This window comes from Actinoplanes solisilvae (assembly GCF_003999975.1).
Lineage (GTDB): Bacteria > Actinomycetota > Actinomycetes > Mycobacteriales > Micromonosporaceae > Actinoplanes > Actinoplanes solisilvae.
Genome location: NZ_RJAC01000004.1, coordinates 32982 through 54778 on the forward strand (window position 1 = coordinate 32982; position 21797 = coordinate 54778).

Below are 21797 nucleotides of genomic sequence, written 5' to 3' on the forward strand. Positions count from 1 at the left end.
AGCCGAGCAGATTTCACGTTGAGCCGGCCGGTTTCTCCAGCCGTTTCATGCGGGTCCAGCCGTCCCAGCCTCGTTGGCGCATGCGGTCGCGTAGCCACCCGGCCCGCTGGTCGGCGGCGTCGGCCAGATCGTCGAGCAGGGCGAACGACGTGTCGTCCTGGCCCGTCCCGGCGAGGTCGAGCCCGGCCGCCTCCCACTCCTCCGCGAACTCGACCATGATGTCGATGGCCTCCTCCGCGAGCGGTTCGTCGACCTCCTGGCTCTCCATGAGTTGCGACAACACCTGATACAGCCGGACGACCCTGGGGTCCTCGAGCTGCGCGATCTTGTCCGGAACCCAGGTGAGCACCTCGTCGGGCCAGCGGGCCGCCATGAGGATCCACCCGTCCCGCTCGCCGGCCAGCATCCGTTCGGACGTCCCGATCGCCCGGAGCCGATCGAGATAGGCGACGACCTCCGCCGGAAGCACCAGGCTGTCTCCGGCCGTGAGCTGCCGGACCTGCTTGCGACTGGCCTCCAGCCGTTCGATCTCACCGCGGAGGCGTGCGTCGATCTGCTCCACCGTCTCGGCCAGGGTCGCCTCGTCGGCCTCGAGCATCCGGGAGATCTGCGTCAAAGGCACGCCGGCGTCGGCGAGCGTACGGATCTTGATGAGTGACACGAGGGCCGGCGCGCCGTACTTGCGGTAGCCCGAGGCGTCACGTTCCGGCTCGGGCAGCAGTCCGATCTGGTGGTAGTGCCGCACCGCCCGCACCGTCACACCCGCGTACGAGGCCAACTGCCCGATGGTCAGCATGCTTCGATCCTGGCTCAGCTGACCCGGCGACGGTAGGTGGTGCCGGCGAAGGTAACGGCCACCACCAGCAGACCCGCGCACCAGGCGAGAGCGGTCCAGATGCCGGTGCCGACCGGCTGCTCGGTGAACAGCGCTCGCAGGGTGTTGACGATGGAGGTCACCGGCTGGTTCTCGGCGAACGCGCGGACCGGTCCCGGCATCGACGCGGTGGGCACGAAAGCCGAGCTGATGAACGGCAGGAAGATCAGCGGATAGGCGAACGCACTCGCGCCGTCCACCGAACTCGCGGCAAGTCCCGGGATGACCGCGAGCCAGGTCAGCGCCAAGGTGAACAGGACCAGGATGCCGGCGACGGCGAGCCAGTCGAGCACGCCCGCGCCGGAGCGGAAGCCCATCGCCAGGGCGACCAGCACGACCACGACGACCGAGATCAGGTTGGCGACCAGCGACGTCAGGACGTGCGCCCACAGCACGGCGGCCCGGGCGATCGGCATGGACTGGAACCGTTCGAAGATCCCGCCCTGCCGATCGGTGAAGAGCCGGTACGCCGTGTAGGAGATCCCCGAGGCGATCGTGATGATCAGGATGCCGGGCAGCAGGTAGTTCACGTACGAGCCGGTGCCGGCCTGGATCGCCCCGCCCAGGACGTAGACGAACAGCAGCAGCATGGCGATCGGCGTGATCACCGTGGTGATGATGGTGTCGGGGCTGCGCGCGATGTGGCGCAGCGAGCGGCCCAGCAGTACGGCCGTGTCACCGAGGAAGTGCTTGTTCATCGCTGTTCTCCGACCAGGCTCAGGAAGACGTCCTCGAGGGTGGGCTGCTTCTCGACGTACTCGACCTTGGCCGGGGGCAGCAGGCGCTTGAGCTCGGCAAGGGTGCCGTTCACGATGATCCGGCCCTCGTGCAGGATCGCGATCCGGTCCGCGAGGTGCTCGGCCTCGTCGAGGTACTGCGTGGTCAGCAGGACGGTCGTGCCGCCCGCGGCGAGTTCCTGGACCGCCGACCAGACCTCCAGGCGCGCCTCCGGGTCCAGCCCGGTGGTCGGCTCGTCCAGGAAGATGACCGGGGGATCCCCGATCAGGCTCATCGCGATGTCCAGCCGGCGCCGCATCCCCCCGGAGTACGTCGCCACGCGGCGCCCGCCCGCGTCGGTCAGCGAGAAGCGGCGCAACAGGCGGTCGGCGATCGGGCCGGCGTCCTTGAGGTGCCGCAGCCGGGCGACCAGGGTGAGGTTCTCCCGCCCGGTGAGGATCTCGTCGACCGCCGCGAACTGGCCGGTCAGGCTGATCGACTCACGGACGTCGGCGGCCCGCGTCGTCACGTCGAAACCGTTGACCTCCGCGCGGCCGCCGTCGGCCTTGAGCAGGGTGGACAGGATTCTCACCAGGGTGGTCTTGCCGGCCCCGTTCGACCCGAGCAGAGCGAAGATGCTGCCCCGGGCCACGTCGACGTCGACGCCGCGCAACACCTTCAATTCTTTGTACGACTTCTCGAGGCCGCGCACGTGAATCACTGCGCCTTCGGCCCGGTCGGTCGCCGGTGAAGTATTCATGCACGGCAGCATGGAGGGTTGACGCTGCGTCAGGGTCAAGCCCGCGCGCCGAGACCCCGGTTCCGCTACGAGGCGAGCCGCAGCCAGGTCAGCACGGCCAGGACCCGCTTGTTCGTCGTGGCGCGGCCCTCCCCCGCGGAGAGGCTGATGCCCAGCTTGTCGAAGATGCGGCCCGCGTGGTCCTCGATGGTGCGTTCGGTCAGCGACAGCCGGCCCGCGATCCCCATGTTCGAGTAGCCCTCGGCCATCAGCTTCAGCACCTCGGTCTCCTGGCGGGTCAGGGAGTCGAGCGCGCTGTCGCGGCGGGCCGGGCGCAGCAGGCGGCTGGCGATCGAGCGGCCCAGCACCGGTTCGCCCGCGACGAGCCGGGTCAGCTGGGGGCCGAGCGAGACGATGTCGACCTCGTCCTTGCGCAGGTAGCCGATGCCGGTCTCGAAGTCGCGCAGCAACTGGATCGCCTGCGTGGTCGCGGTCTCGGCCGAGAGCATGAGGATCGCCGTCCCCGGGCTCTCCTTCTTGACCGTACGGGCCACCGCGATTCCTTCGTCGTCGGCGTCCTCGGAGAGTTTGACGTCGATGATCGCCACGTCGACCGAGTGACGGCGTACGCCGGTGACGAGCTCGGCGCCCGTGGCCGCGTCGACGAGCACCTCGAAGCCGCTGTCGCGCAGGCATCGGGCGACGGCCGTACGGAAGATGGCGTGGTCGTCGGCGATCGCGATCCTCATGCTGCTCCGATCAGCGGGATGGTGACGGTGAGCCGCGTGCCGTGCCCGTTGCGGCTGGCCAGTTCGAGGCGGCCGCGCAGGGCCCGCACCCGGTCCTCGACGCCGTGCAGCCCACCACCGAGCGTGACGGTGGCCCCGCCCCGCCCGTCGTCGACGACCTCGCCGATGATCGCGTCGTCGCGCACGTCGACCCGTACGTGAACCGACTCGGCCTGAGCGTGTTTCATCACGTTGGTCAGGGCTTCGCTGAGGATGTAGTACATCGCGAGCTCGATGCGCGGGGCGAACCGCCGGGCGGGCACGTCGAGCCGGATCCGCCGCCCGAACCCCTCGGCCGCCTCCTCGAGCGCGCCGGCCAACCCGTCATGCGCGAGGGATGTCGGGTGCAGGCCGCGGCTGATCGAGCGGACCTGTTCGATGACGGCGACGACCCGGTCGTTGCAGTCGGCCAGCCGTTCGAGGGTGGCGCCCGGCGGCACCTGCCCGAGCAGCCCGACCAGTTGCAGGCGCAGTGCGGCGAGTTCCTGCTGCACACCGTCGTGCAGGTCGCGGGCGAGTTCCTTGCGGCCGTCGTCCTCGGCGGCCATCAGCCGGTCCTGGATGTCGCGCATCTCCTCGGCGTGCACGAGCTGCAGTTGTACGGCCTGCAACGCCGACGACGAGGCTTCCAGCGCGATCCGTACGGTCGGGTCGTGCTCCGCCTGCGCGGTGCTGAGGGCGCAGACCGCCAAAGGCCCACCCCCGGGCGTACGGATCTGCAGGCCGGAAGCCGTGCGTCGCAGGCGCCCGGCCGTGTCGACGAATGCGGCCGCGCCGGGAATCCAGTACCAGACCTCGAGCTCCGGGTCGCGCAGCACGACGCGTAGACCCGACCGCACCGATTCCGGGGTGGCGTGGCCGATCAGCGTCAGGAGCTGGGCGGCGACCCTGTTCTCGAGCCACGCCGAGCGCAGCGCCCCGGCGAACAGCGTCAGCGGCAGGATGATCGCCGTCGTGCCCTGCGCGCCACGCGCCGCCATGATCGCCGGCACCGAGCTGTCCGTACCCATGATCGGGTATTGGACGACCGCCGCTGTCACCGCGAAAATGGCGCTGACCACGAGCATGGCGGTGCTGTTGCGCGGGCCCGGCCGCCGTTGCTGCAGGACCAGCACCCACACGAACGTGAGCGCGAGGACGACGTACGAGATGGCTCCGGCCTCGGTGACCGCCGAGCCGATCCGTTCGGGGACGTCGAGGTTGAACCAGAGCACGTCGGGCGAGTAGCCGAGGCGTTCGGGGGCGACGGTCAGGCAGATCGCGGTCTGCGAGAAGATCAGGATGACGAACGCCTCGATCGTCCAGGCCCACTCGTACCAGCGGTCGAACCTTGCCCGGCCGTGCAGCAGGATGCCGGCGCCCAACGCGAGGAAGAACACCGACTGGGTGTATTCGCCGATGAGCGGGTAGGCGCCGGTGTCGCGGGCCAGCACCCAGCCGATCGCGAAGAGCACCGAGGCGGCCAGGAGCAACAGGCCGGTACGGGGACTGCCGGCGCGCTGGGCCAGCAACAGCCCGGCGCCGGCCAGCGAACCCGACAGCAGCACGGCCAGGACGGCCGGGATCGGATGGCCGACCCAGTAGGGCCAGGCGGCCGGCAGCGGGATCACCCCGACGACGACGGCGATCAGCACCGGCAGGGCGGCCGGGTGCAGCGCCCGCGGGGTGCGGTCGAGAAGGTACACCGGTTGCACCTCCGCATCGTGCTCGGCGCCGGGCGGCAGCGGGAACAGTGCCTTCCCGGTGTTGTCCCGTGGGAAACCACGTCCGTCCACCGTGCCCACCGGCCGACGCCCCGGAAACCACCGTTCGGGGGACGGGCGCATCCACCATAGACATTCCCTGTTTACCTACATGGCCCATTTCCCGGCGCGCTTCCACAATGAATTCACGCTAGGGAAAAGGAGGATCGACATGCGGAACAGGATGCGATCGACCATCGTGGCGGCGGCCGTCGTGCTCGTGCTGCTGATCAGTGGTGCCGCGTTCGCGGCCTACTCCTGGACGCGCCGCACGGCGGTCGGCGTCGAGACGGCGAAGGCGGCCGAACCGACCGTGAAGATCACCGGCGCGGTGGCGGGCCTGGTGCCCGGCAAGAGCGGCACGGTCAACGCCGTGATCAGCAACGACAACGACTTCGCGGTACGGGTCGACGCCATCAAGGGCGGCAACAAGGCGACCGACGGCGGGTGCCCCGAGTGGGCGGTGCGGGTCGTCGAGCCCACCGCGGAACTCGTCGTCCCGGCGCGGTCCACCAAGAAGTTCCCGGTGCGCATCCGGATGGAGGAGTGGGCCGACGAGAAATGCGCCGGCCGGCAATTCTCCCTGGACGTCGAGACCACTATTTCCCCGGCCTGACATTCCCGGCCGGAAAGGAGCATCGGCGTGGAAATCATCGTCTGTGCCGGCGGCATTCTCGTCGCGGCCGTCGTGAGCTGGCTCGTCAACCAGCTCCCCGTCCTCAAGGTCAGGTCCACGTCGTTCCGGGTGCTGATCGCGCTGGTGGTCGTCGCCCTGTGCGTCACCTCCGGCCTGATCATCCGGTATCAGATCTCGCTCGACGAGATCGACAAACCCCTCGCGGTGATCACGTCCCCGTCGGACGGGGCGCGGATCGACCGGCCGCAGGAGGTCGCCGTCGAACTGCGCAAGGCCCTGCCGAAGGGCCACTCGCTGTGGCTGGCCTACCAGAACGAGCTGGGCGGCCCGGTCATCGTGCAGGCGGCGAAGTGCCAGATCTCCCGTACGAGTGCCGACTGCGGCCCGCTGTGGGTCGGCCACGACGAGCACGACCGCGCCGCGTTCAAACTGCTGCTGGTCGTGGCCGACGCGGGGGCCGGCGCCGTGCTTCGCGGCAACGGCCCGGCCACCGGCGGCGACGGCGACAACAAGAGCTGGACGGCCCTGCCCGACGGCGTCGAGCGGGTGAGCGTCGCCCGCCGGGTCGTCCTCAAGGACCGCGACCGGTGACAGCGCGCTACGGGGCCGCCGGCCGGAACCGCACGTCCGGCTCGGCGGTCGGGTCGGTGAAGTGGCACAGCACCTTGCCGCTCGCGGTCTGCGGTTCGACGTCGCTCATGCCGTCCTCCCGGTGTGCCGATTCGCTCGTACGTGAGTAGAGACGGTCTCCGCGGCGAAATCTCATCGGTCCTCGCGCTCAGAGCAGAGCGAGAGCCTGGCCGAGCAGGTTTACGGAGCCGACCGTTATCGGGTCGACGACGAGCTGGACGTGAGCGGCGCCGGCGGCCGCCATCGCCTGGATGTGGCGGGCGATGTCGGCCGGGGAACCCTCGACCGGGTTGGACGACGCGTCGACGTCGGGGCGGCCCTCGGCGCCGGGCAGGCGGATCAGGACGGCGGCGGTCGCCCGCACCTCACCCGGGGCGCGGCCGGCGACCGCCGCGGCCCGGTCGACCCGCTCGCGTACGGCGGCGAAGCCCTCCGGGGTGTTGCCGTAGTCGGCCCACCAGACGTTCCAGGCGTCGACGTGGGGCAACCCGATGCGCAGCATGCGTGGGGCGACCGAGCCGAGCCACAGCGGCGGACCGCCGGGGCGTACGGGTGGCGGGTCGAGCGTGCAGTCGGCGGCGACGTGGTAGGTGCCGTGGAAGTCGACGTGGCCGTCGCGCAGCAGGCCGCGGATGATCGTGAACGCCTCTTCGAAGCGGGACACGCGGTGGTCGTACGGGAAGCCGAAGGCGGTGAACTCGCGCACGTTCCAGCCCGCGCCCAGCCCGACGATCAGCCGTCCGCCCGAGATCGCGTCGACCGTGGCAGCCTGTTTGGCCAGCATCGCCGGGGCGTGGAACACGGTGGCCGCGACGAGGGGGCCGAGCTGCACGCGGGTGGTGACGGCGGCGAGGGCGGCCAGGGTCGTCCACGCCTCGAACGGGCCTTTGACGGTGCCGTCGGGAGCGTCGAAGAGCAGGTGGTCGCCGACCCAGAGGGAATCGAAGCCGACCTGTTCGGCCGTGTGGGCCAGGGCGGCCGTCTCGGGCCAGCCGACCCGGCGTTCCTCCTCGGGCAGCTGCAGACCAACCAGGCACGGCCTCGCCACGTACGGACCTTAGCGTCTGTCGCGCGGCGAGCCGGTGGTCACCTTCGTACAGGCCCTGCCGCCACTGGCCTACTTCAGCCTGTTCATCATCTGGTTCGGCATCGACGAGACGCCGAAGCTGTGGCTGCTGTCGATCGCCGCGCTGCCGCCGGTCGCCGTGGCCACCGCCGGCGCCGTGCAGGGCGCGCCGACCGGGCTGGTCGAGGCGGCGCGGGCGCTCGGGGCGGGCCGCTGGGCGGTGGTGCGGGACGTGACGCTGCCGAACGCGCTGCCCGACTACCAGATCACGTGGACGAAATTCGACTCCGGCGCCAGCATCAACACCGCGTTCGTGGCCAAGAGCGTCGACATCGCGGCCATCGGGTCGAGTCCCGTCGCGCGTGGCCTGTCGGCGCCGCTCAACATCCCGTACAAGGTGGCCTTTGTCCTGGACGTGGCGGGCGACAACGAGGCGCTGGTCGCGCGCAACGGCAGCGGAGTGACCGACGTGGCCTCGCTGAAGGGCAAGAAGGTGGCGACGCCGTTCGCCTCGACCGCGCACTACAGCCTGCTCGCGGCGCTGGACAGGGCCGGCGTGAAGGAGAACGAGGTCATTCGATTCGTTGTCCCCGCACTTCGCCGCCATCGTCCACGGCGTCGACCTGACCAAGCGGCTCAAGTTCCTGGTCGCGTTCCGGCCGGGGGTGCTGTCGCCGACGCCGGCCGCGCAGATGGCGTCGACCGTGTCGGCGCCGTCGAGCTAGGCCACCAGAACCGGTCCCCGCACATGGTCGCCAGTGCGGGGACCAGCACGGTACGCACCAGGAGCGTGTCGAGCAGCACGCCGATGCCGACGATCACGCCGATCTGGGTGAGCGTGATGACCGGCAGCACGCCGAGCACCGCGAAGACGGCTGCGAGGAGGATGCCCGCGCTGGTGATGACGCCGCCGGTGACGGCCAGGGCGTGGACCATGCCGTCGCGGGTGCCGCGCCGCGGCGTCTCCTCCTTGGCTCGCGTGACCAGGAAGATGTTGTAGTCGACGCCCAGCGCGACCAGGAACAGGAACGCGAGCAGCGGTACGCCGGTGTCGAGGGCCGGGTAGTCGAGGACGGTCCGGAACAGCCAGCTCCCGGCGCCCAGGGCCGCGGCGAAGCTGGCGATGACCGTCAGCAGCAGCAGAACCGGGGCCACCAGGGCGCGCAGCAGCCCGATCAGCACGAGCAGCACGACGATCAGCACGGCGGGGACGATGACGGTCAGGTCGCGCCGGGCCGCGTCGCGGTCGTCGAGGCTGGCCGCGACACTGCCGCCGACCAGGGCGTCCTCCGGTCCGACCCGCTCACGCAGAGCGCGCACGGTGTCGTAGGCCTCGGGGGTGTCGGGCGCGGCGGTGAGCACGGCGCTGATGCTCGTGAGGTTGCCACTCTGTTCCCCGACGCGGGCGGTGGCGACGCCGGGGGTCTTGGTGACCAGCGCGAGGACCTCCTCGGCGCGGGCGGGGGTGGTGATGACGGTGGCCGGGTCGGTGGCGCCGGCCGGGAAGTAGCGGCTGACGGTTTCGAGGCCGTCGACGGCCTCGGCCTCGACGCGGAACTGGTCGGCCTGCGAGAGCCCGAGCTTCGTGCCGACCAGGCCGCTGCCCAGGGCGGCCAGCACGATGACGGCGGCGATCGCGACGCGGGCGGGGCGGCGGGCGACGCCGCGGCCGATGCGGGCCCAGATGCCGTTCTCGGCCTCGACGCCGGCCTGCCCGACGCGGGGGACGAACGGCCAGAACAGGCCGCGGCCGCAGACGAGCAGGGCGGGTGGCAGCACGAACAGGGCGAAGACGGCGGCGATGGCGATGCCGGCCGCCCCGGCGACGCCGAGCGCGAGGTTCTTGCCGAGGCTGGCGAGCAGCAGGGTGAGCAGGCTGAGCACGACCGTGCCGGAACTGGCGAGCACGGCGGGACCGGCGCCGCGCAACGCCGTACGCATGGCCTCGAAACGGTCGTCGAAGTGGTGCAGTTCCTCCCGGTAGCGGGAGATGATCAGCAGGGCGTAGTTGGTGCCGGCGCCGAAGACGAGCACGGTGATGATGCCGTTGGTGGACGCGTCGATGGCCAGGTCGGTGTGGCGCGACAGGATGGCGACGATGGCGCCGCTGAGCCGGTCGGCCAGGCCGACGACCGCGAGCGGGACGAGCCAGAGGATCGGGCTGCGGTACGTGATGAGCAGCAGCAGGGCGACCACGACGACGGTCACGATCAGCAGGCGGGTGTTGGCGCCGGAGAAGCTGTCGGCCAGGTCGGCGGTGAAGCCGGCGCCGCCGGTGACCTGCGCGGTGACGCCCGCGGGCAGGGCGGCGCGCACCTGCTGGCGCAGCTGGGTGACGGCGTCGACGATCTGCTCGGCGGAGTAGCTCGCCGGGTACGGCTTGGAGACGATCGCGGCGTCCTTGCCGGGGGCCAGGATCGGGGTGCCGAAGGTCTCGATGGCCTTGAGCTCGTCGGCCGTCAGGGGCGTGCCGTCGTCCTTGGCGAAGACGATCAGGGCCGGATTGATCTGGCCGGACGGGAGTTGCCGTTCCAGCTCGGCGACCTTCGTCGACTCGGCCGTGGCGGGCAGCGAGGCGGTGGGGTCGTTCGTCGTCTCCAGCGGGCCGGCGAACGCGAGCACGCCACCGCCGATCAGCAAGGCAAGTACGAGCGTCAACCAGGCGCGTCGCATGATCCCTCCACGGTTAAGCATCTCGACAATCGAGATTCTTACCCAGCGCGACGACATCTGCAACACTGGCGCGGTGGATGATCTGCGCGCCGACGTGGTGGATCTGCTGCGGCTCTACAGCATCGAGGCGCAGCGGGTGGCCCATGAGTTCGCCAACCAGCAGGGCCTGCACTTCACCGACCTGCAGGCGCTGATCGCGGTGATGCACGCGGAACGGCGCGGGACACCGCTGACGCCGGGACGGCTGGGGGAGACCCTGGCACTCTCGTCGGGGGCCACGACCGCGGTCATCGACCGCCTGGAACGGGCCGGGCACCTGCGCCGCACCCGCGAGAGCGCGGACCGCCGGGTTGTCCACCTGCGCTACGGCGAGCCGGGGATGGAACTGGCCGCGGCGTTCTTCCGGCCGCTGGGCGCGCGCAGCCAGGCGGTCATGGAGGGCTTCAGCCCCGAGGAGCTCGAGACCGTGCGCCGCTTCCTGACCGGGATGCTCGGCGCCATCAAAGGCTAGACCAGTACGTCGACCAGCGCGGCGCGGTGAGAGTTCAGAGCGCGACGGCTGTCGTGAACGGCGGCACGGTCGGCCGCCAGGACCTCCTTGTCGGCCCCGGTCACGAAGTCGGTGCGCAGGCGCTGCACGTCGGCGCGCAGGTGCACAAGGCTGGTGTGGGCGGTCCAGGGGGACTGGGTGATCGTCACGGCTTGTCTCCTTGCAGGTCGGGGGTCGCACCTCGCTGGCAACCGTTCTCGATCGGCATTGCCACCGGGGCGGTTGACGGACCGGGCCGATGACCTGCGTCACGTTTTCACAACCAGGGCGCACCCGGGCGGGACCGGGGCTGCGACCGGCGGCCCCGAATACACCGATGTGCAGACAGACCTTCTTCTCGACCGTGCCGGTGCCCTGCTGGCCGAGGGGCGCGCCGCTCAGGCCGCCGGCCTGCTGACGCCCGTCGTGGACGCCGAGCCCGGCAACGCCGTGGCCTGGCTGCTGCTGGCCCGCGCCCGGATGGCCCTGGGGTCGTACGGCGACGCCCTCGAAGCGGCACGTACGGCGCTCGGGCTGAACCCGCGCGGCGTCGAGGAGCTCTACTGGGTCAGCGCCGCCTACACGGCTCTGGGACGGCACGACCTGGCCGTCACCGCCGCGGCCGCCGCCGTCGAGGAGGACCCGGGCAACCCGCGGCCGGCCGAGCGGCACGGGCGGGCGCTGCTCGCGGCCGGGCGTACGGCGGAGGCCGAAACGCTGCTGGCCGCCGCGGCCGAGATCGCGTATTACGACGCCGACGTTCAGGTGGCGTACGGGATGGCCCTGTTCGCCGCCGGGCGGCCGTTGAGCGCCCGCGAGGCGTATTCGCGCGCGGTGCGGCTGGTGCCGGGGCACGAGCGGGCCCTCGCGGAGGTGCGCCGGCTGACCGTGGCCGAGGAGCGCATCGTCGACGCCGAGTCGCTGGTGCGGGTGGGCGACGAGTTCGCCGAGTCGTTGCGGGTGCCGGCCGGCGGCGTACGCCGGGAAGGCTCTTCGGTGGCGGCTCATGTCGCGGCTGTGCTGCTCGGGGTGCTGCTGGTCGCGCTGCTCGTGCTCGCGGTGCTCATCCGGGTCGCCGGTCTTGACGTACCCATGCCTCTGCTCGTGGCTGTTTTCTGTGCCACGGCGTCGGCTGCGTGCTTCACCGCGTGGACGCGGCGACGAAAAGGCTGACCAAGTATCAAGTGGACCCGGCGATTGCCGAATCTTACGTCAACTGAGCGACGCCGCGTCGCTCTCGCGAAGGGAGCAGCAGTGTTCGGTAGCAGCAAGCGGGCCGTGGCCGAGAAGGTCAACGCCGAGCTTTCCGAGGCTCAGGCCGACGTCCAGGCGATCACCGCGATCATGCGGGCGATGGAGGCCACCACCACGCCCGAGAAGGCGATCGGTACGGGGCTGGAGCTGGTCCGCGGGCTGTTCGGCTGGGCCTACGGCTCCTATTGGCAGCTCGACCCGACCGGCAAGGCGCTGCGCTTCGCGCAGGAGAGCGGCACCGTCAACGAGGAGTTCCGGCGGGTCACACTGGACGCCTCGTTCGCCGAGGGCGTCGGCCTGTCAGGCCGGGCTTGGCGCAACCGCGACCTGGTCTTCGTGCGTAACATCGCCGACGTCAGCGACTGCGTCCGCGTTCCGGCCGCCGCCCGGGCCGGCGTCCGCAGTGGCCTCTGCTTCCCGCTCATCGAGGACAACCGTGTCGTCGGCACCATGGACTTCTTCGCCACCGAGGAGCTGAACCCGTCGGACGGCCGCCTCGAGGTGCTGCGGGCCATCGGCCAGCTCGTCTCCGGCGCCCTGGCCCGGTTGCACGAGGCCGTGCGGCAGGAGAAGGCCGCGCAGGACGTCGAGGCCGTGTCCACAGTGATCCGTGAGCTGACCCAGGCGGCCAGCCGCGACCAGGCTCTGCGCTCCGCGCTGGAGACCATCCGCAAGGACTTCGACTGGCAGTACGGCTCGTTCTGGCAGCTCGACGAGGACGACAACGTGCTGCGCTTCGCCCTCGAGTCGGGTGACGCGGGCGCCGAGTTCCGGCAGGTCACGATGTCGGCGTCGTTCGCCAAGGGCGTCGGGCTGTCGGGCCGGGCGTGGGCCCGCGACGATCTCGTCTTCGTCGAGGACCTGGGCGAGCTGACCGACTGCGTACGCCGTCCGGCCGCGCAGGCCGCCGGGGTCAAGTCGGGCGTCTGCCTGCCGATCAAGGTCGGCGGCAAGATCGTCGGCACGATGGACTTCTTCGCCACCCGCACGCTCATCATGTACCCGGGCCGCGAGAGCGCCCTGCGCAACACCGCGTTCCTCGTCGGCCAGGCCCTCGAACGGTTCGCGTCCACCCAGCAGCTGCACAACGCCGGCCGCGAACTGCTCGACTCCATCGCCGAGGTCGAGCGCAACGTCAACTCGGCCGCCACGGTCGCCGAGCAGGGCGAGCAGCTGACCGTCGAGGCCAACCAGCAGGTCGCCGCCCTGGGCCAGGCCAGCGCCGAGATCAACGAGGTCGTGCAGACGATCCAGTCGATCGCCGCGCAGACCAAGCTGCTCGCGCTCAACGCCACCATCGAGGCGGCCCGCGCGGGCGAGTCGGGCAAGGGCTTCGCCGTCGTCGCCGGCGAGGTCAAGGAACTCTCCAGCGAGACCGAGCGCGCCACCACCGAGGTGAGCACCAAGGTCAACGCCATCCAGGCCCGCGTGGACGCCGTCACCGCGTCGCTCGCCGAGATCCACACCGCCGTGGAAGAGATCAACCAGACCCAGAAGCTGATCGCCGGCGTCCTCACCGAACAGGTCGCCACCACCGGCGCGATCCTCAACTGACCATTCTTGGAGCGCGAACCCCCATGCACAGCAACGAAATCTGGCGCCGCCTGCTCGACGGCAACCGCCGATGGGTCGAGGACCGCAGCACCGCCGCGGTCGACCGGGGCGCGGCCCGCCGAGCCGCGACAACCGACTCGCAGAACCCGTACGCCCTGGTTCTGGGCTGCTCCGACTCGCGGGTGCCGGCCGAGATCCTGTTCGACCAGGGGATCGGCGACCTGTTCGTCGTGCGCACGGCCGGGCACGTCCTCGACTCGGCCACGCTGGGGTCGGTCGAGTACGGCGTCGAGGTTCTCGGCGTCTCGCTGATCGTGGTGCTCGGGCACGAGGGGTGCGGGGCGGTGCAGGCGGCGACGTGCGTCGTCGACGACGCCCAGGTGCCGCCCGGTCACATCCGCGACGTCGCCGAGCGCATCGCCCACCATGTGCTGCTGGCCCGCCAGGCCGGCGCCACGACCGCCGACGAGATCGGCCGCCATCACAGCCTGGTCACCGTCGACCTGCTGCGGCAGCGGTCGGCGCTGATCGGTGACGCCCTGCGCCGCGGGTCGGTGGAGGCGGTGGCGGCCCGGTACAGCCTGGCCACGGGCGCGGTGACCGAGGTAGGGCAGCCGGCTCTCGCTGCCTGACCCTCCCCGGGCCGGGCGCTCCCTCCAGGGTCGTCCGGCCCGTCAACGCGTCGTAACAGCGGGCGGCCTAACGACGTCGAGATCGGGCACGACGGTCTGGCCGCCTGCATCGCCGGTCTCGCGGAGAGGCCGGGGGTGCGGGTCGGCGACTTGATGGCCGCGCTCATGAGGAGGTGACCGCGTCCATGAAATGATGCGAAACGCCTTCCTGGAGAGCGGAGCGAGGATGACGCCGATCCTTTACGTGGCCCACGACGACGAACTGACCATTGTGTCCTGGCTGCCGCTGAAGGTCACGGCCGGCCGATGGCGGTCGCTGAGCTGGGGCCGGGTCGTCCAGCTCACCCCGGCCGAGAAGGGACCCGATCGCCGCCGGCTGACGCGCGCCCTCTACGGCGGCGGCGTGGCTTCCGTGGTTCTCGGTGGCGCATATCTGGCCGGCGGAGCGGTGGGCGGTGCCGTCCTCGCCTTTCTCGGGGTGGCCGCCGTGACCGGTGGCTGGGGGTACGGATGGTGGCAGCGGCCCGGCGTCATCTCGGCGCCCCGCCTGGAGTCCGATCGCGACCAGCACCACGTTCTGACCGGCGCCCGGGACCGCGCGCTGTTCGCCCAGGCGGCCGACCTCTGCCGGCGTTCGGCCGAGACGTGGCCGGCGCTCGGCGCGCTGGTCGACGTCCCGGTCGCCGAGAGGCAGCTCGCGCAGGCGATGTTCGACCTGGCCGGCGCGCTGGAGAAGCGTCAGGAACTGCGTGAGCTGCACGCCGGCCTGGCCGAGCACGACGGCGCCTCCGAACTGGCCGGGCACGTGGCCACGACGACGACCGTCCTGGCCGAGTTCGACACCGAGATCCGTCGCCGTCTGGCGACTCTGGCCGCGGTCGTCAAGGCCGGCGAGGACTTCATCCGCGACCAGGAGATCGCCGAGCTGGCCAGCAGGCCGACGAGACGATCGCCCGCCTCACCTCGGCAACGCCGTCGTCCCTGCCCGACCCGGCTTCCGAACTGGCCGAACGAACCGAAGCGGTGCTGCGCGCCTACCGCGAACTCTCCTGAGGCGCGGCCGGTCAGGCGTCGTCGCGCAGCCGGCGCAGCAGGCGGGCCAGCTCGGCGCGGTCGTCGGGGGAGAGGGTGGCGAAGAAACGTTCGCCGGCGGCGCGGCGGGCCCGGTGGATGTTCTGGCTGATGCGCACGCCCTCGTCGGTGAGCGTCACCAGGACGGCGCGGCGGTCGGTCGGGTCGGGGTGGCGTTCGGCCAGGTTCATGGCCTGCAGTTCGTCGACGACCTCGGTGGCCGAGCGCGGCGCGATGCGCAGGTGTTCGGCGAGGGCACCGGGGCGCATGTCGCCGTGGCGGGACAGCACGCTCAGGGCGCGGCCCAGCGACGGGGAGAGCTCCCACGGCTCCAGGGCGTCGCGGGTGCGGTGCCGCAGCCGCCGGGACACGGCGAAGAACGTGTCGAGCAGGCCCTCGTCGTCGTCCTCGTGCACGGGAATACCGTACCAGCGACTTCTGTTGTTCCCTCATGTTGAGGTAACCTCAGCATGTCACCCCCGTACGGAAGAAGGTCCGCTCTTGGAAAGCGCTACTCGTGGCTCCCGCAAGAAGCCCACCGCCGCCGAGATCGCGCAGGCCCGCAGTGTCTCCCTGCGCCGCATCGGCTCCCTGTTCACCGACCACCGCGGTCCGCTGACCGTCGTCGTCCTCACCATCATCGCCTCGTCGATCGTCGGCATGGCCAGCCCGTTCCTGCTGCGCGAGGTCATCGACACCGCCCTTCCCCAGTCCGATCTGCGGCTGCTCGTCTGGCTCGTGATCGGCATGGTCGCCGTCGCCGCCGTGACCGCCGCGCTCGGCGTCGTCCAGACCTGGATCTCCACCGGCATCGGGCAGCGCGTCATGCACCGGCTGCGCACCGAGGTCTTCCGCCATCTGCAACGCCAGTCGATCGGGTTCTTCACCCGCACCCGCACCGGCGAGGTGCAGTCGCGCATCACCAACGACATCGGCGGCATGGAAGCGGTCGTCACCTCCACCGCCACCTCGATCGCCTCGAACCTCACCACCGTCCTCGCCACCGCCGTGGCCATGGCCGCCCTGTCCTGGCAACTCTCGCTCGTGTCGCTGATCGTGCTGCCGCCCTCGATCTGGCTCACCCGCAAGGTCGCGAGCATGCGGCGCGCGATCACCGCGCAGCGCCAGCGTGAACTGGCCGACCTCAACGTGATCATCGAGGAGGGCCTGTCGATCGGCGGCGTCCAGCTGAGCAAGACCATGGGCACGGGCCCCGCCCAGGTCGACCGCTTCACCGACTCGTCGAGCCGGCTCATCGATCTCGAGCTGCGCTCCGAACTGGCCGGCCGCTGGCGCATGGCCTCGATGAGCATCGTCTTCGCCGCCATCCCGGCGGTCATCTACCTCGCGGCGGGCATGCCCCTGACCCGAGGATCAATGAGCATCGGTACGCTCGTCGCCTTCACAGCGCTGCAGGCCGGGCTGTTCCGTCCGCTGATGGGCCTGCTCAACGTGGGTGTCACGGTCACCAGCTCGCTGGCGTTGTTCGCGCGCATCTTCGAATACCTCGACCTGCCCGTCGAGATCGACGAACCGTCCAGCCCCGTCGCGGTGCCGGCCCCGCGCGGCCACCTGCGCTTCGAAGACGTCACATTCACGTACGCCGGAAGCCCGGCGGCCGCGGTCGCCGGAGTGACCCTCGACGTGCCCGCGGGGTCGTCCCTCGCGCTCGTGGGTGAGACCGGCTCCGGCAAGAGCACGATCGCGGCCCTGATCGCGCGCCTCTACGACCCGACGGCCGGGCGCATCACGATCGACGGGGTCGACCTGCGGGACATGTCGCTGGACACCCTGGCCACGATCGTCGGCGTGGTCAGCCAGGAGACGTACCTGCTGCACACGTCGGTCCGCGAGAACCTGCGCTACGCCAAACCCGACGCGACCGACGCCGAGATCGAGACGGCGGCGCGGGCGGCCCAGATCCACGACGTCATCGCCGGGCTGCCCGACGGGTACGACACCACGGTCGGCTCCCGCGGCCACCGGTTCTCGGGCGGCGAGAAGCAGCGCATCGCGATCGCCCGCACGCTGCTGCGCGACCCGCGCATCCTGGTGCTGGACGAGGCGACGAGCGCCCTCGACAACGAGACCGAACGCGCCGTCCAGAAAGCCTTCGACGAACTGTCCCGGGGCCGCACGACGGTCACGATCGCCCACCGCCTCTCCACGGTCCGCGACGCCGACCAGATCGCCGTGGTCGACCACGGCCGCATCCTGGAATCGGGTAACCACGAAACCCTGGTCGACGTGGGCGGCCGCTACGCCGCCCTGGCCGCGTGACGCCCCGGCCCGACGCCGCCTTCCACACGTCGACGGGTCCCACCCCGCTCGGCCGCGGCCCAGCGTGGCAACCCACCCCCGCGCGTCACCCACCCCCCATTGACAAAGCGCCCCGAGCCAACCGGCCCGGGGCGCTTCGCTGTCCGCCTACTTGGTCTTCTCGCCCTCGGGCGGTGGCGTGGGCAGCGCCGGGGCGCTCTTCGCGTAGTCGACGACGATCGGCTTGCCGACCCGCACCAGGTCGCGGGCCCGCCGCCGCACGTCGTCCGCGCTGGTGTGACGATCCGCCGGCACGTGGATCGCGACGGTCCCGACGAACTTGATCAGGTCGTCGACCGTACCCGGGAAGATGTTGCACAGCTCGGCCGCGGCCAGCAGTTGCGACTCGGGGACGCCCGCCACGTGGTCGGACACACCCGCCTCCCACGCCTTGCGGTGCACCAGGTAGCCGGCCGGGAGCAGTCCGGGTCCGCCCAGCTCCCTGAGCGCCTGCTTGCGGTCCCCCTTGGCCGGCCGCGCGCTGTTGACCATGTAGAGGAAGCCGAGCCCGCCGAGCAGCCCGCAGACGGCCAGCGCCACCTCGATCGACCCGGCCCCCTTCAGGATCGCGACGAACAGGACCGCCAGGAGCAGCCCACCGGCCATCATCTCGGCGGTGCCGTCGCGGGCCTCGGAGTCCTCCGAGTTGTCGACCGCGCGATCGATCAAGCCGTCGTAGATCCGGTCCACCGGCTGCCACCGGTCGTCGCGCACCGGCATAGTCCGCTGCGACATGGGCGAGGTCCTTCCTAGGGTTCGGGGAGCGATACCCCGCTATCGGTCGCGCCCCGCCCTTCTTTACGAGTCGCCGCGCTTCGCCGAGGCCCGCGCGGGAACCGCCCCCGGTCTTCGCGGGCAGCCGACAGCCCGTCTCACCCGGGCCGCAACCGTCCTACTCCTCGACGCAGAACTCGTTGCCCTCCGGATCGCGCAGCACGGTCAGGCCGTTCACCTCCCACGCGAACGTCGCCCCCAGCCCCGTCAGGCGTGCCACCTCGGCCGGCACGTCCCCACCGGGCGCCCGCAGGTCGAAATGCAGGCGCAACTTGCCCTGCTTGGGCTCGGGCACCCGCTGGAACCACAGGCTCGGCCCGCCCCACCCGGGCGCCTCCACGAACGCCTTCTCGGAGGTCGCGTCCCCGTCCAGCTCGCCGCCGAGCGCGGCCGCCCAGAAACGGGCCACCACCAGCGCGTCCTGACAATCGAAGGTCAAACTCTTCACATATGCCGTCAAGCCGACACCTCCCGTTCCTCGTACTTCTCGTGGAAGACCACCTCGTCGAGGGGCCGCCGCTTGGGCTGCGCCCACCGCCCGCGAGCCGGGTAGCCCAGCGGGATCAGCGCCATCGTGAGCGCGTCGTCGGGCAGGTTCAGCAGTTTGCGTACGTCGTCCTCGTGGCCGGTGTGCAGCGTCGTCAGCGTGGAGCCGATGCCGTGGGCGCGGGCGGCCAGCATGAGGTGCTGAACGGCGCCGTAGATCGACGAGCCCAGCCGGGGATTGGCCGACTTCGCCGCCCCGAGCAGCACCGGGAAGATCCAGACCGGGGCTTCCTCGAGGTGGTAGGCGAGGTGGTCGGCGGCCCGGAAATTCGCCGCGCCCAGGCCGCTCTGAGGGACAGGTAGCGGCGGGCGGGCGTGGAGTGAAGCCCTTCGAGAAGGGACAGGCTGGACGGGTCGGCGGAAGACATGCGGGGACGATATCGCGCCCGGACCTCGCCCGGCGCGGCCTGTGGACAACCCCGGGGTCTCGCCCCCAGGCCGCCCGTCAGGCGGGGCTCTGGCCCGCGTATTCGCCTGTGGGCCGGAACCGCGACGGCCGGTCGGCATACTCCTCGAGGGCGTGGGCCAGCCACCCGGCCGTACGCGCGATCGCGAAGATGGTCTCGCCCGCGTCGGGCGCCATGTCGTGCTCCAGCGTCAGTGCGGCCAGAGCAAGGTCGACATTCGGCAGTACACCGGACCGCGCGCGAAGCACGTCGGAGAGGCGCTCGGCAGCGTCACGGGCCCGGGTGTCGCCCAGCATGTCGAGCAGCGCCGTCGCGCGCGGATCCCCGTCGGGATACAGCCGATGCCCGAACCCCGGCACAGGCTCACCCGAACGCAGCCGCCCGGCAATCGTGCTGACCGGGTCGGTCCGCGACATGGTCTCGGCGAGCAACACGTAGGCATGACTGCTGGCCGCCCCGTGCAGAGGCCCGTCAAGAGCCGCGAGACCAGCCCCCACCACGGCGTACGGATGGGCGCGCGTGGACGCGGCCACCCGAGCGGCCAACGTCGACGCGGCGATGTCGTGATCGGCGAGCAGGATCAGCGCGGCGTCGAGCAGGTTGTGGTCCCTCGGCATCGGCTCCCGGCTGGTCAGCCGCGGCCACAGCCTCTCCGCGAACCGCTCCGCCCCACCGTCGCCTCGCCGGGCCACCTCGCCCGCGTCGCGAGCCGGTTCCGAGCCTGACCTGTCTCTGGCTAGGGCGTGGGTTGCTGCTGAGATCACCCCGCGCGCTGCCTCTGAACTCGGCTCGTCCTCGGCTGCGTCAGGAGTGGCTACCGAACCCGCCCCACGCTCGACCGCCGCGCTGGCCGCTCGTCCGGTGCCCGCTGCCCGTCCCACGCCTCGTGACTCCGGTCCGCTTCCCCCGCCCGCTGATCCGTCCGCAGTGGGCCGGGGGTCCGCGGCCCGCATCGCGAGGGGCAGAGCGGTGACCATCGTGCCCAGCAGCGCTCGGCCGGTGGCGATGACCGCGGCGGGGGACGTGTCGAAGCGCAGCGGGTCGCCGGCCGCCGCGGCAGCGGTGATCACGCGGAGGCGGTCGGTGTGGCGGGCCGTGCGGGGGAGCGGGGCGATCACCGCCTCGGCCAGGTGACGAAGCGCCGGATCGGGATCGAGACCGACGTAGGCCCGAGTGCCCGTCCACAGAAGCGTGGCGACCTCTTCGAAGCTGGCGACCCGCGCGAGCTGGACGGCGTCGTGCCCGCGGTAGTAGAGCCCGCCGTCCCGGATCAACGTGATGCCGGTCTGGATGCCGGGAGTGCCCGGGCGCTTGCGGGCGGCCAGGAACGCGTCGACCTCGCGCCGGTCGAACAGGCTGTTCTTGCCGTCGGCGTTGCGGCGGCTGCCGAGCAGGCCGCGGCTCACATAGGCGTAGACCGTGGCCGGTTTGACCCCGAGCAGCAGTGCGACTTCGGACGTGGACAGCAGAGGCGGATCGGCGGGCATGTGCACATCCTCTCATGTTGACTGGATCAATGTTGACGTCAATATGAACGGCATCTCAAGGTGTGCACATGGTGACTGTGAATCCAGGACTGGCCGGTGTCGTCGCGTTCGACACCGAGATCGCGGAGCCGGACCGCGACGGTGGGGCGCTCCGCTACCGCGGCGTCGACATCCGCTCGCTGGCCGGGGTCGTGTCCTTCGGCGACGTGTGGGGCCTGCTCGCGGACGGCTCGTTCGAATCCCCGCTGCTCCCGGCGGGGCAGGAGCAGCCCCGGGTGGTCGGCGGCGCGGGCGGGCCCGCGGCGCGTGTGGCGGGTGCGGGCGGGCCTGCGGCGCGTGTGGCGGGTGTGGGCGAGCCGGCCGTGGGCGTGGCGGGCTCGGCGGGTGTGGGCGGGCCTGCGGCGCGTGTGGCGGGTGGGGACGAGCTTCGGCTTCGCAGCGGCGACGTTCGAGTCGATGTGCAGGCCGCGGCGGCCGCGCTCGGCATGAGGCCGATCATCGACCTGTCGCACGAGGAAGCCCGCGACGATGTCGCGCGGGCATCGGCCGCGATGCTCGCGGTGGTCGCCAGATCGGCGCGCGGCGACGACCTGCCGCCCGTGCCCGAGCACCGCGTCGCCGAGGGGCACGACGTCACGTCCCAGTTCATGATTCGCTGGCGGGGCGAGCCGGACCCGAGGCATGTCGCCGCGATCGACCGCTACTGGGTCTGCGCCGCCGAGCACGGCATGAACGCCTCCACGTTCACCGCCCGGGTCGTGGCCAGCACCGGCGCCGACGTCGGGGCCTGCCTGTCCGCCGCAACCGGCGCGCTCTCCGGCCCGTTGCACGGCGGCGCACCCGCCCGCGCCCTCGGCATGGTCGCCGCCGTCGAGAAAAGTGGAGACGCCCGGTCGTACGTGAAAAACGTGCTCGACAGCGGGCAACGGCTCATGGGCTTCGGCCACGCGGTGTACCGGGCCGAGGATCCGCGAGCCCGGATCCTGCGCGAGGCCGCCCGCGAACTGGGCGCGCCCCGCTACGAGGTCGCCTTGGAACTGGAGAAAGCCGCCCTGGCCGAGTTGCGCGAACGCAAACCCGACCGGGTCCTGGAGACCAATGTGGAGTTCTGGGCCGCGATCGTGCTCGACTTCGCCGAGGTGCCCGTGGACATGCTCGCCGCGATGTTCACCTGTGCGCGAACGGCCGGCTGGAGCGCGCACATCCTCGAACAGAAACGTCTCGCCAAGATCATCCGCCCGTCGGCCGACTACGTGGGCCCGGCGGAACGCACCGCCGCCCTGCTGCCCGGCTGGGAGGAAGCGGTGAAGCGCCACGCCACCGCTCGGTAAACCGGTCGCGAGTCCACCCGGTTGCCG

Annotated in this window: 22 protein-coding genes and 1 pseudogene; 10 read left to right on the forward strand and 13 right to left on the reverse strand. The window is 71.3% G+C overall.

The window, feature by feature from the left end:
- Positions 1–13 precede the first annotated feature (13 nt).
- From EER30_RS13495 to EER30_RS13515, 5 genes are all read right to left on the reverse strand, one after another.
- Positions 14–796, reverse strand: a complete 783-nt coding sequence (locus EER30_RS13495; protein WP_127500771.1) for a MerR family transcriptional regulator — start codon at positions 794–796, stop codon at positions 14–16.
- A 14-nt stretch (positions 797–810) separates the two neighbouring features.
- Entirely contained in the window at positions 811–1572 is a 762-nt protein-coding gene (locus EER30_RS13500) for an ABC transporter permease (protein WP_127500772.1), read from the reverse strand.
- Entirely contained in the window at positions 1569–2351 is a 783-nt protein-coding gene (locus EER30_RS13505) for an ABC transporter ATP-binding protein (RefSeq protein WP_240669999.1), read from the reverse strand. Before EER30_RS13505 ends, EER30_RS13500 begins: the two co-directional genes overlap by 4 nt.
- Before the next feature lie 65 nt (positions 2352–2416).
- Positions 2417–3079 (reverse strand): response regulator transcription factor, encoded by a 663-nt coding sequence (locus EER30_RS13510; protein ID WP_127500774.1) that lies wholly within the window; start codon positions 3077–3079, stop codon positions 2417–2419.
- Positions 3076–4803 (reverse strand): sensor histidine kinase, encoded by a 1728-nt coding sequence (locus EER30_RS13515; protein ID WP_164842315.1) that lies wholly within the window; start codon positions 4801–4803, stop codon positions 3076–3078. The genes EER30_RS13510 and EER30_RS13515 overlap by 4 nt, the downstream gene beginning before the upstream one ends.
- 229 nt (positions 4804–5032) lie before the next feature.
- Here EER30_RS13515 and EER30_RS13520 point away from each other — a divergent pair, with 229 nt between their 5' ends.
- Both EER30_RS13520 and EER30_RS13525 read left to right on the forward strand, forming a co-directional pair.
- Positions 5033–5476: a hypothetical protein gene (locus tag EER30_RS13520; protein ID WP_127500776.1), complete on the forward strand. Its 444-nt coding sequence runs from the start codon at positions 5033–5035 to the stop codon at positions 5474–5476.
- 27 nt (positions 5477–5503) lie between these two features.
- Positions 5504–6088: a hypothetical protein gene (locus tag EER30_RS13525; protein ID WP_127500777.1), complete on the forward strand. Its 585-nt coding sequence runs from the start codon at positions 5504–5506 to the stop codon at positions 6086–6088.
- Positions 6089–6275: 187 nt separating this feature from the next.
- Here EER30_RS13525 and EER30_RS13530 read toward each other — a convergent pair whose 3' ends face one another.
- A complete protein-coding gene (locus EER30_RS13530; RefSeq protein ID WP_127500778.1) occupies positions 6276–7175 on the reverse strand; it encodes an LLM class flavin-dependent oxidoreductase in 900 nt (299 codons plus the stop codon).
- A 34-nt stretch (positions 7176–7209) separates the two neighbouring features.
- Here EER30_RS13530 and EER30_RS13535 point away from each other — a divergent pair.
- Positions 7210–7758 (forward strand): annotated as a pseudogene (locus tag EER30_RS13535) (ABC transporter permease subunit); the annotation flags it as partial.
- A gap of 71 nt (positions 7759–7829) precedes the next feature.
- Here EER30_RS13535 and EER30_RS49380 read toward each other — a convergent pair.
- Complete coding sequence (locus EER30_RS49380; protein WP_205650224.1) at positions 7830–9866, reverse strand: MMPL family transporter; 2037 nt, start codon at positions 9864–9866, stop codon at positions 7830–7832.
- 73 nt (positions 9867–9939) lie between these two features.
- On the opposite strand from EER30_RS49380, the gene EER30_RS13545 reads away from it, so the two are divergent.
- A complete protein-coding gene (locus EER30_RS13545) occupies positions 9940–10377 on the forward strand; it encodes a MarR family winged helix-turn-helix transcriptional regulator (protein WP_240670000.1) in 438 nt (145 codons plus the stop codon).
- On the opposite strand, the gene EER30_RS47040 is transcribed toward EER30_RS13545, so the two are convergent.
- Positions 10374–10565 (reverse strand): hypothetical protein, encoded by a 192-nt coding sequence (locus EER30_RS47040; RefSeq protein WP_164842316.1) that lies wholly within the window; start codon positions 10563–10565, stop codon positions 10374–10376. The genes EER30_RS13545 and EER30_RS47040 overlap by 4 nt on opposite strands.
- Before the next feature lie 169 nt (positions 10566–10734).
- Between EER30_RS47040 and EER30_RS13550 the strand changes: the two genes are divergently transcribed.
- The 4 genes from EER30_RS13550 to EER30_RS13565 all read left to right on the forward strand — a co-directional run bounded on the left by EER30_RS13550 (position 10735) and on the right by EER30_RS13565 (position 15018).
- Positions 10735–11568 carry a tetratricopeptide repeat protein gene (locus tag EER30_RS13550; RefSeq protein ID WP_164842317.1) on the forward strand — a complete coding sequence of 278 codons (834 nt, stop codon included), beginning with the start codon at positions 10735–10737 and terminating at the stop codon, positions 11566–11568.
- 81 nt (positions 11569–11649) lie between these two features.
- Positions 11650–13203: a GAF domain-containing protein gene (locus EER30_RS13555; protein WP_205650225.1), complete on the forward strand. Its 1554-nt coding sequence runs from the start codon at positions 11650–11652 to the stop codon at positions 13201–13203.
- Positions 13204–13226: 23 nt separating this feature from the next.
- On the forward strand, positions 13227–13835 hold the full coding sequence (locus EER30_RS13560) for a carbonic anhydrase (RefSeq protein ID WP_127500781.1): 609 nt from the start codon (positions 13227–13229) through the stop codon (positions 13833–13835).
- A gap of 226 nt (positions 13836–14061) precedes the next feature.
- Positions 14062–15018, forward strand: coding sequence for a hypothetical protein (locus tag EER30_RS13565; RefSeq protein ID WP_127500782.1), 957 nt, complete (start codon positions 14062–14064; stop codon positions 15016–15018).
- Here the strand turns inward: EER30_RS13565 and EER30_RS13570 are convergent.
- Entirely contained in the window at positions 14900–15322 is a 423-nt protein-coding gene (locus EER30_RS13570; protein WP_127500783.1) for a MarR family winged helix-turn-helix transcriptional regulator, read from the reverse strand. The genes EER30_RS13565 and EER30_RS13570 overlap by 119 nt on opposite strands.
- An 85-nt stretch (positions 15323–15407) precedes the next feature.
- Between EER30_RS13570 and EER30_RS13575 the strand changes: the two genes are divergently transcribed.
- Positions 15408–17186 (forward strand): ABC transporter ATP-binding protein, encoded by a 1779-nt coding sequence (locus EER30_RS13575; RefSeq protein ID WP_127500784.1) that lies wholly within the window; start codon positions 15408–15410, stop codon positions 17184–17186.
- Between the two features lie 147 nt (positions 17187–17333).
- Here EER30_RS13575 and EER30_RS13580 read toward each other — a convergent pair whose 3' ends face one another.
- The 4 genes from EER30_RS13580 to EER30_RS13595 all read right to left on the reverse strand — a co-directional run bounded on the left by EER30_RS13580 (position 17334) and on the right by EER30_RS13595 (position 20439).
- The gene (locus tag EER30_RS13580) at positions 17334–17960 is read right to left on the reverse strand and encodes a hypothetical protein (RefSeq protein WP_127500785.1); all 627 of its coding nucleotides are present in this window, start codon (positions 17958–17960) and stop codon (positions 17334–17336) included.
- Positions 17961–18117: 157 nt separating this feature from the next.
- Positions 18118–18459, reverse strand: coding sequence for a VOC family protein (locus EER30_RS13585; RefSeq protein WP_127500786.1), 342 nt, complete (start codon positions 18457–18459; stop codon positions 18118–18120).
- Positions 18456–19052 carry a nitroreductase family protein gene (locus tag EER30_RS49920; RefSeq protein ID WP_127500787.1) on the reverse strand — a complete coding sequence of 199 codons (597 nt, stop codon included), beginning with the start codon at positions 19050–19052 and terminating at the stop codon, positions 18456–18458. Before EER30_RS49920 ends, EER30_RS13585 begins: the two co-directional genes overlap by 4 nt.
- Positions 18991–20439, reverse strand: coding sequence for a citrate synthase (locus EER30_RS13595; RefSeq protein ID WP_127500788.1), 1449 nt, complete (start codon positions 20437–20439; stop codon positions 18991–18993). Before EER30_RS13595 ends, EER30_RS49920 begins: the two co-directional genes overlap by 62 nt.
- Positions 20440–20507: 68 nt before the next feature.
- On the opposite strand from EER30_RS13595, the gene EER30_RS13600 reads away from it, so the two are divergent.
- Entirely contained in the window at positions 20508–21770 is a 1263-nt protein-coding gene (locus tag EER30_RS13600; RefSeq protein ID WP_240670002.1) for a citrate synthase 2, read from the forward strand.
- Positions 21771–21797: the final 27 nt, after the last annotated feature.

Excerpts from the sequence above, each read along its gene's own strand:
- EER30_RS13510 (WP_127500774.1), bottom strand. The coding sequence starts at position 3,079 with ATGAGGATCGCGATCGCCGACGACCACGCCATCTTCCGTACGGCCGTC.
- EER30_RS13560 (WP_127500781.1), top strand. The coding sequence starts at position 13,227 with ATGCACAGCAACGAAATCTGGCGCCGCCTGCTCGACGGCAACCGCCGA.
- EER30_RS13500 (WP_127500772.1), bottom strand. The coding sequence starts at position 1,572 with ATGAACAAGCACTTCCTCGGTGACACGGCCGTACTGCTGGGCCGCTCG.
- EER30_RS49380 (WP_205650224.1), bottom strand. The coding sequence starts at position 9,866 with ATGCGACGCGCCTGGTTGACGCTCGTACTTGCCTTGCTGATCGGCGGT.
- EER30_RS13505 (WP_240669999.1), bottom strand. The coding sequence starts at position 2,351 with ATGAATACTTCACCGGCGACCGACCGGGCCGAAGGCGCAGTGATTCAC.
- EER30_RS13595 (WP_127500788.1), bottom strand. The coding sequence starts at position 20,439 with ATGCCCGCCGATCCGCCTCTGCTGTCCACGTCCGAAGTCGCACTGCTG.
- EER30_RS13565 (WP_127500782.1), top strand. The coding sequence starts at position 14,062 with ATGACGCCGATCCTTTACGTGGCCCACGACGACGAACTGACCATTGTG.
- EER30_RS13520 (WP_127500776.1), top strand. The coding sequence starts at position 5,033 with ATGCGGAACAGGATGCGATCGACCATCGTGGCGGCGGCCGTCGTGCTC.
- EER30_RS13600 (WP_240670002.1), top strand. The coding sequence starts at position 20,508 with ATGGTGACTGTGAATCCAGGACTGGCCGGTGTCGTCGCGTTCGACACC.
- EER30_RS13495 (WP_127500771.1), bottom strand. The coding sequence starts at position 796 with ATGCTGACCATCGGGCAGTTGGCCTCGTACGCGGGTGTGACGGTGCGG.
- EER30_RS49920 (WP_127500787.1), bottom strand. The coding sequence starts at position 19,052 with ATGCCGACCGGCCGTCGCGGTTCCGGCCCACAGGCGAATACGCGGGCC.
- EER30_RS13580 (WP_127500785.1), bottom strand. The coding sequence starts at position 17,960 with ATGTCGCAGCGGACTATGCCGGTGCGCGACGACCGGTGGCAGCCGGTG.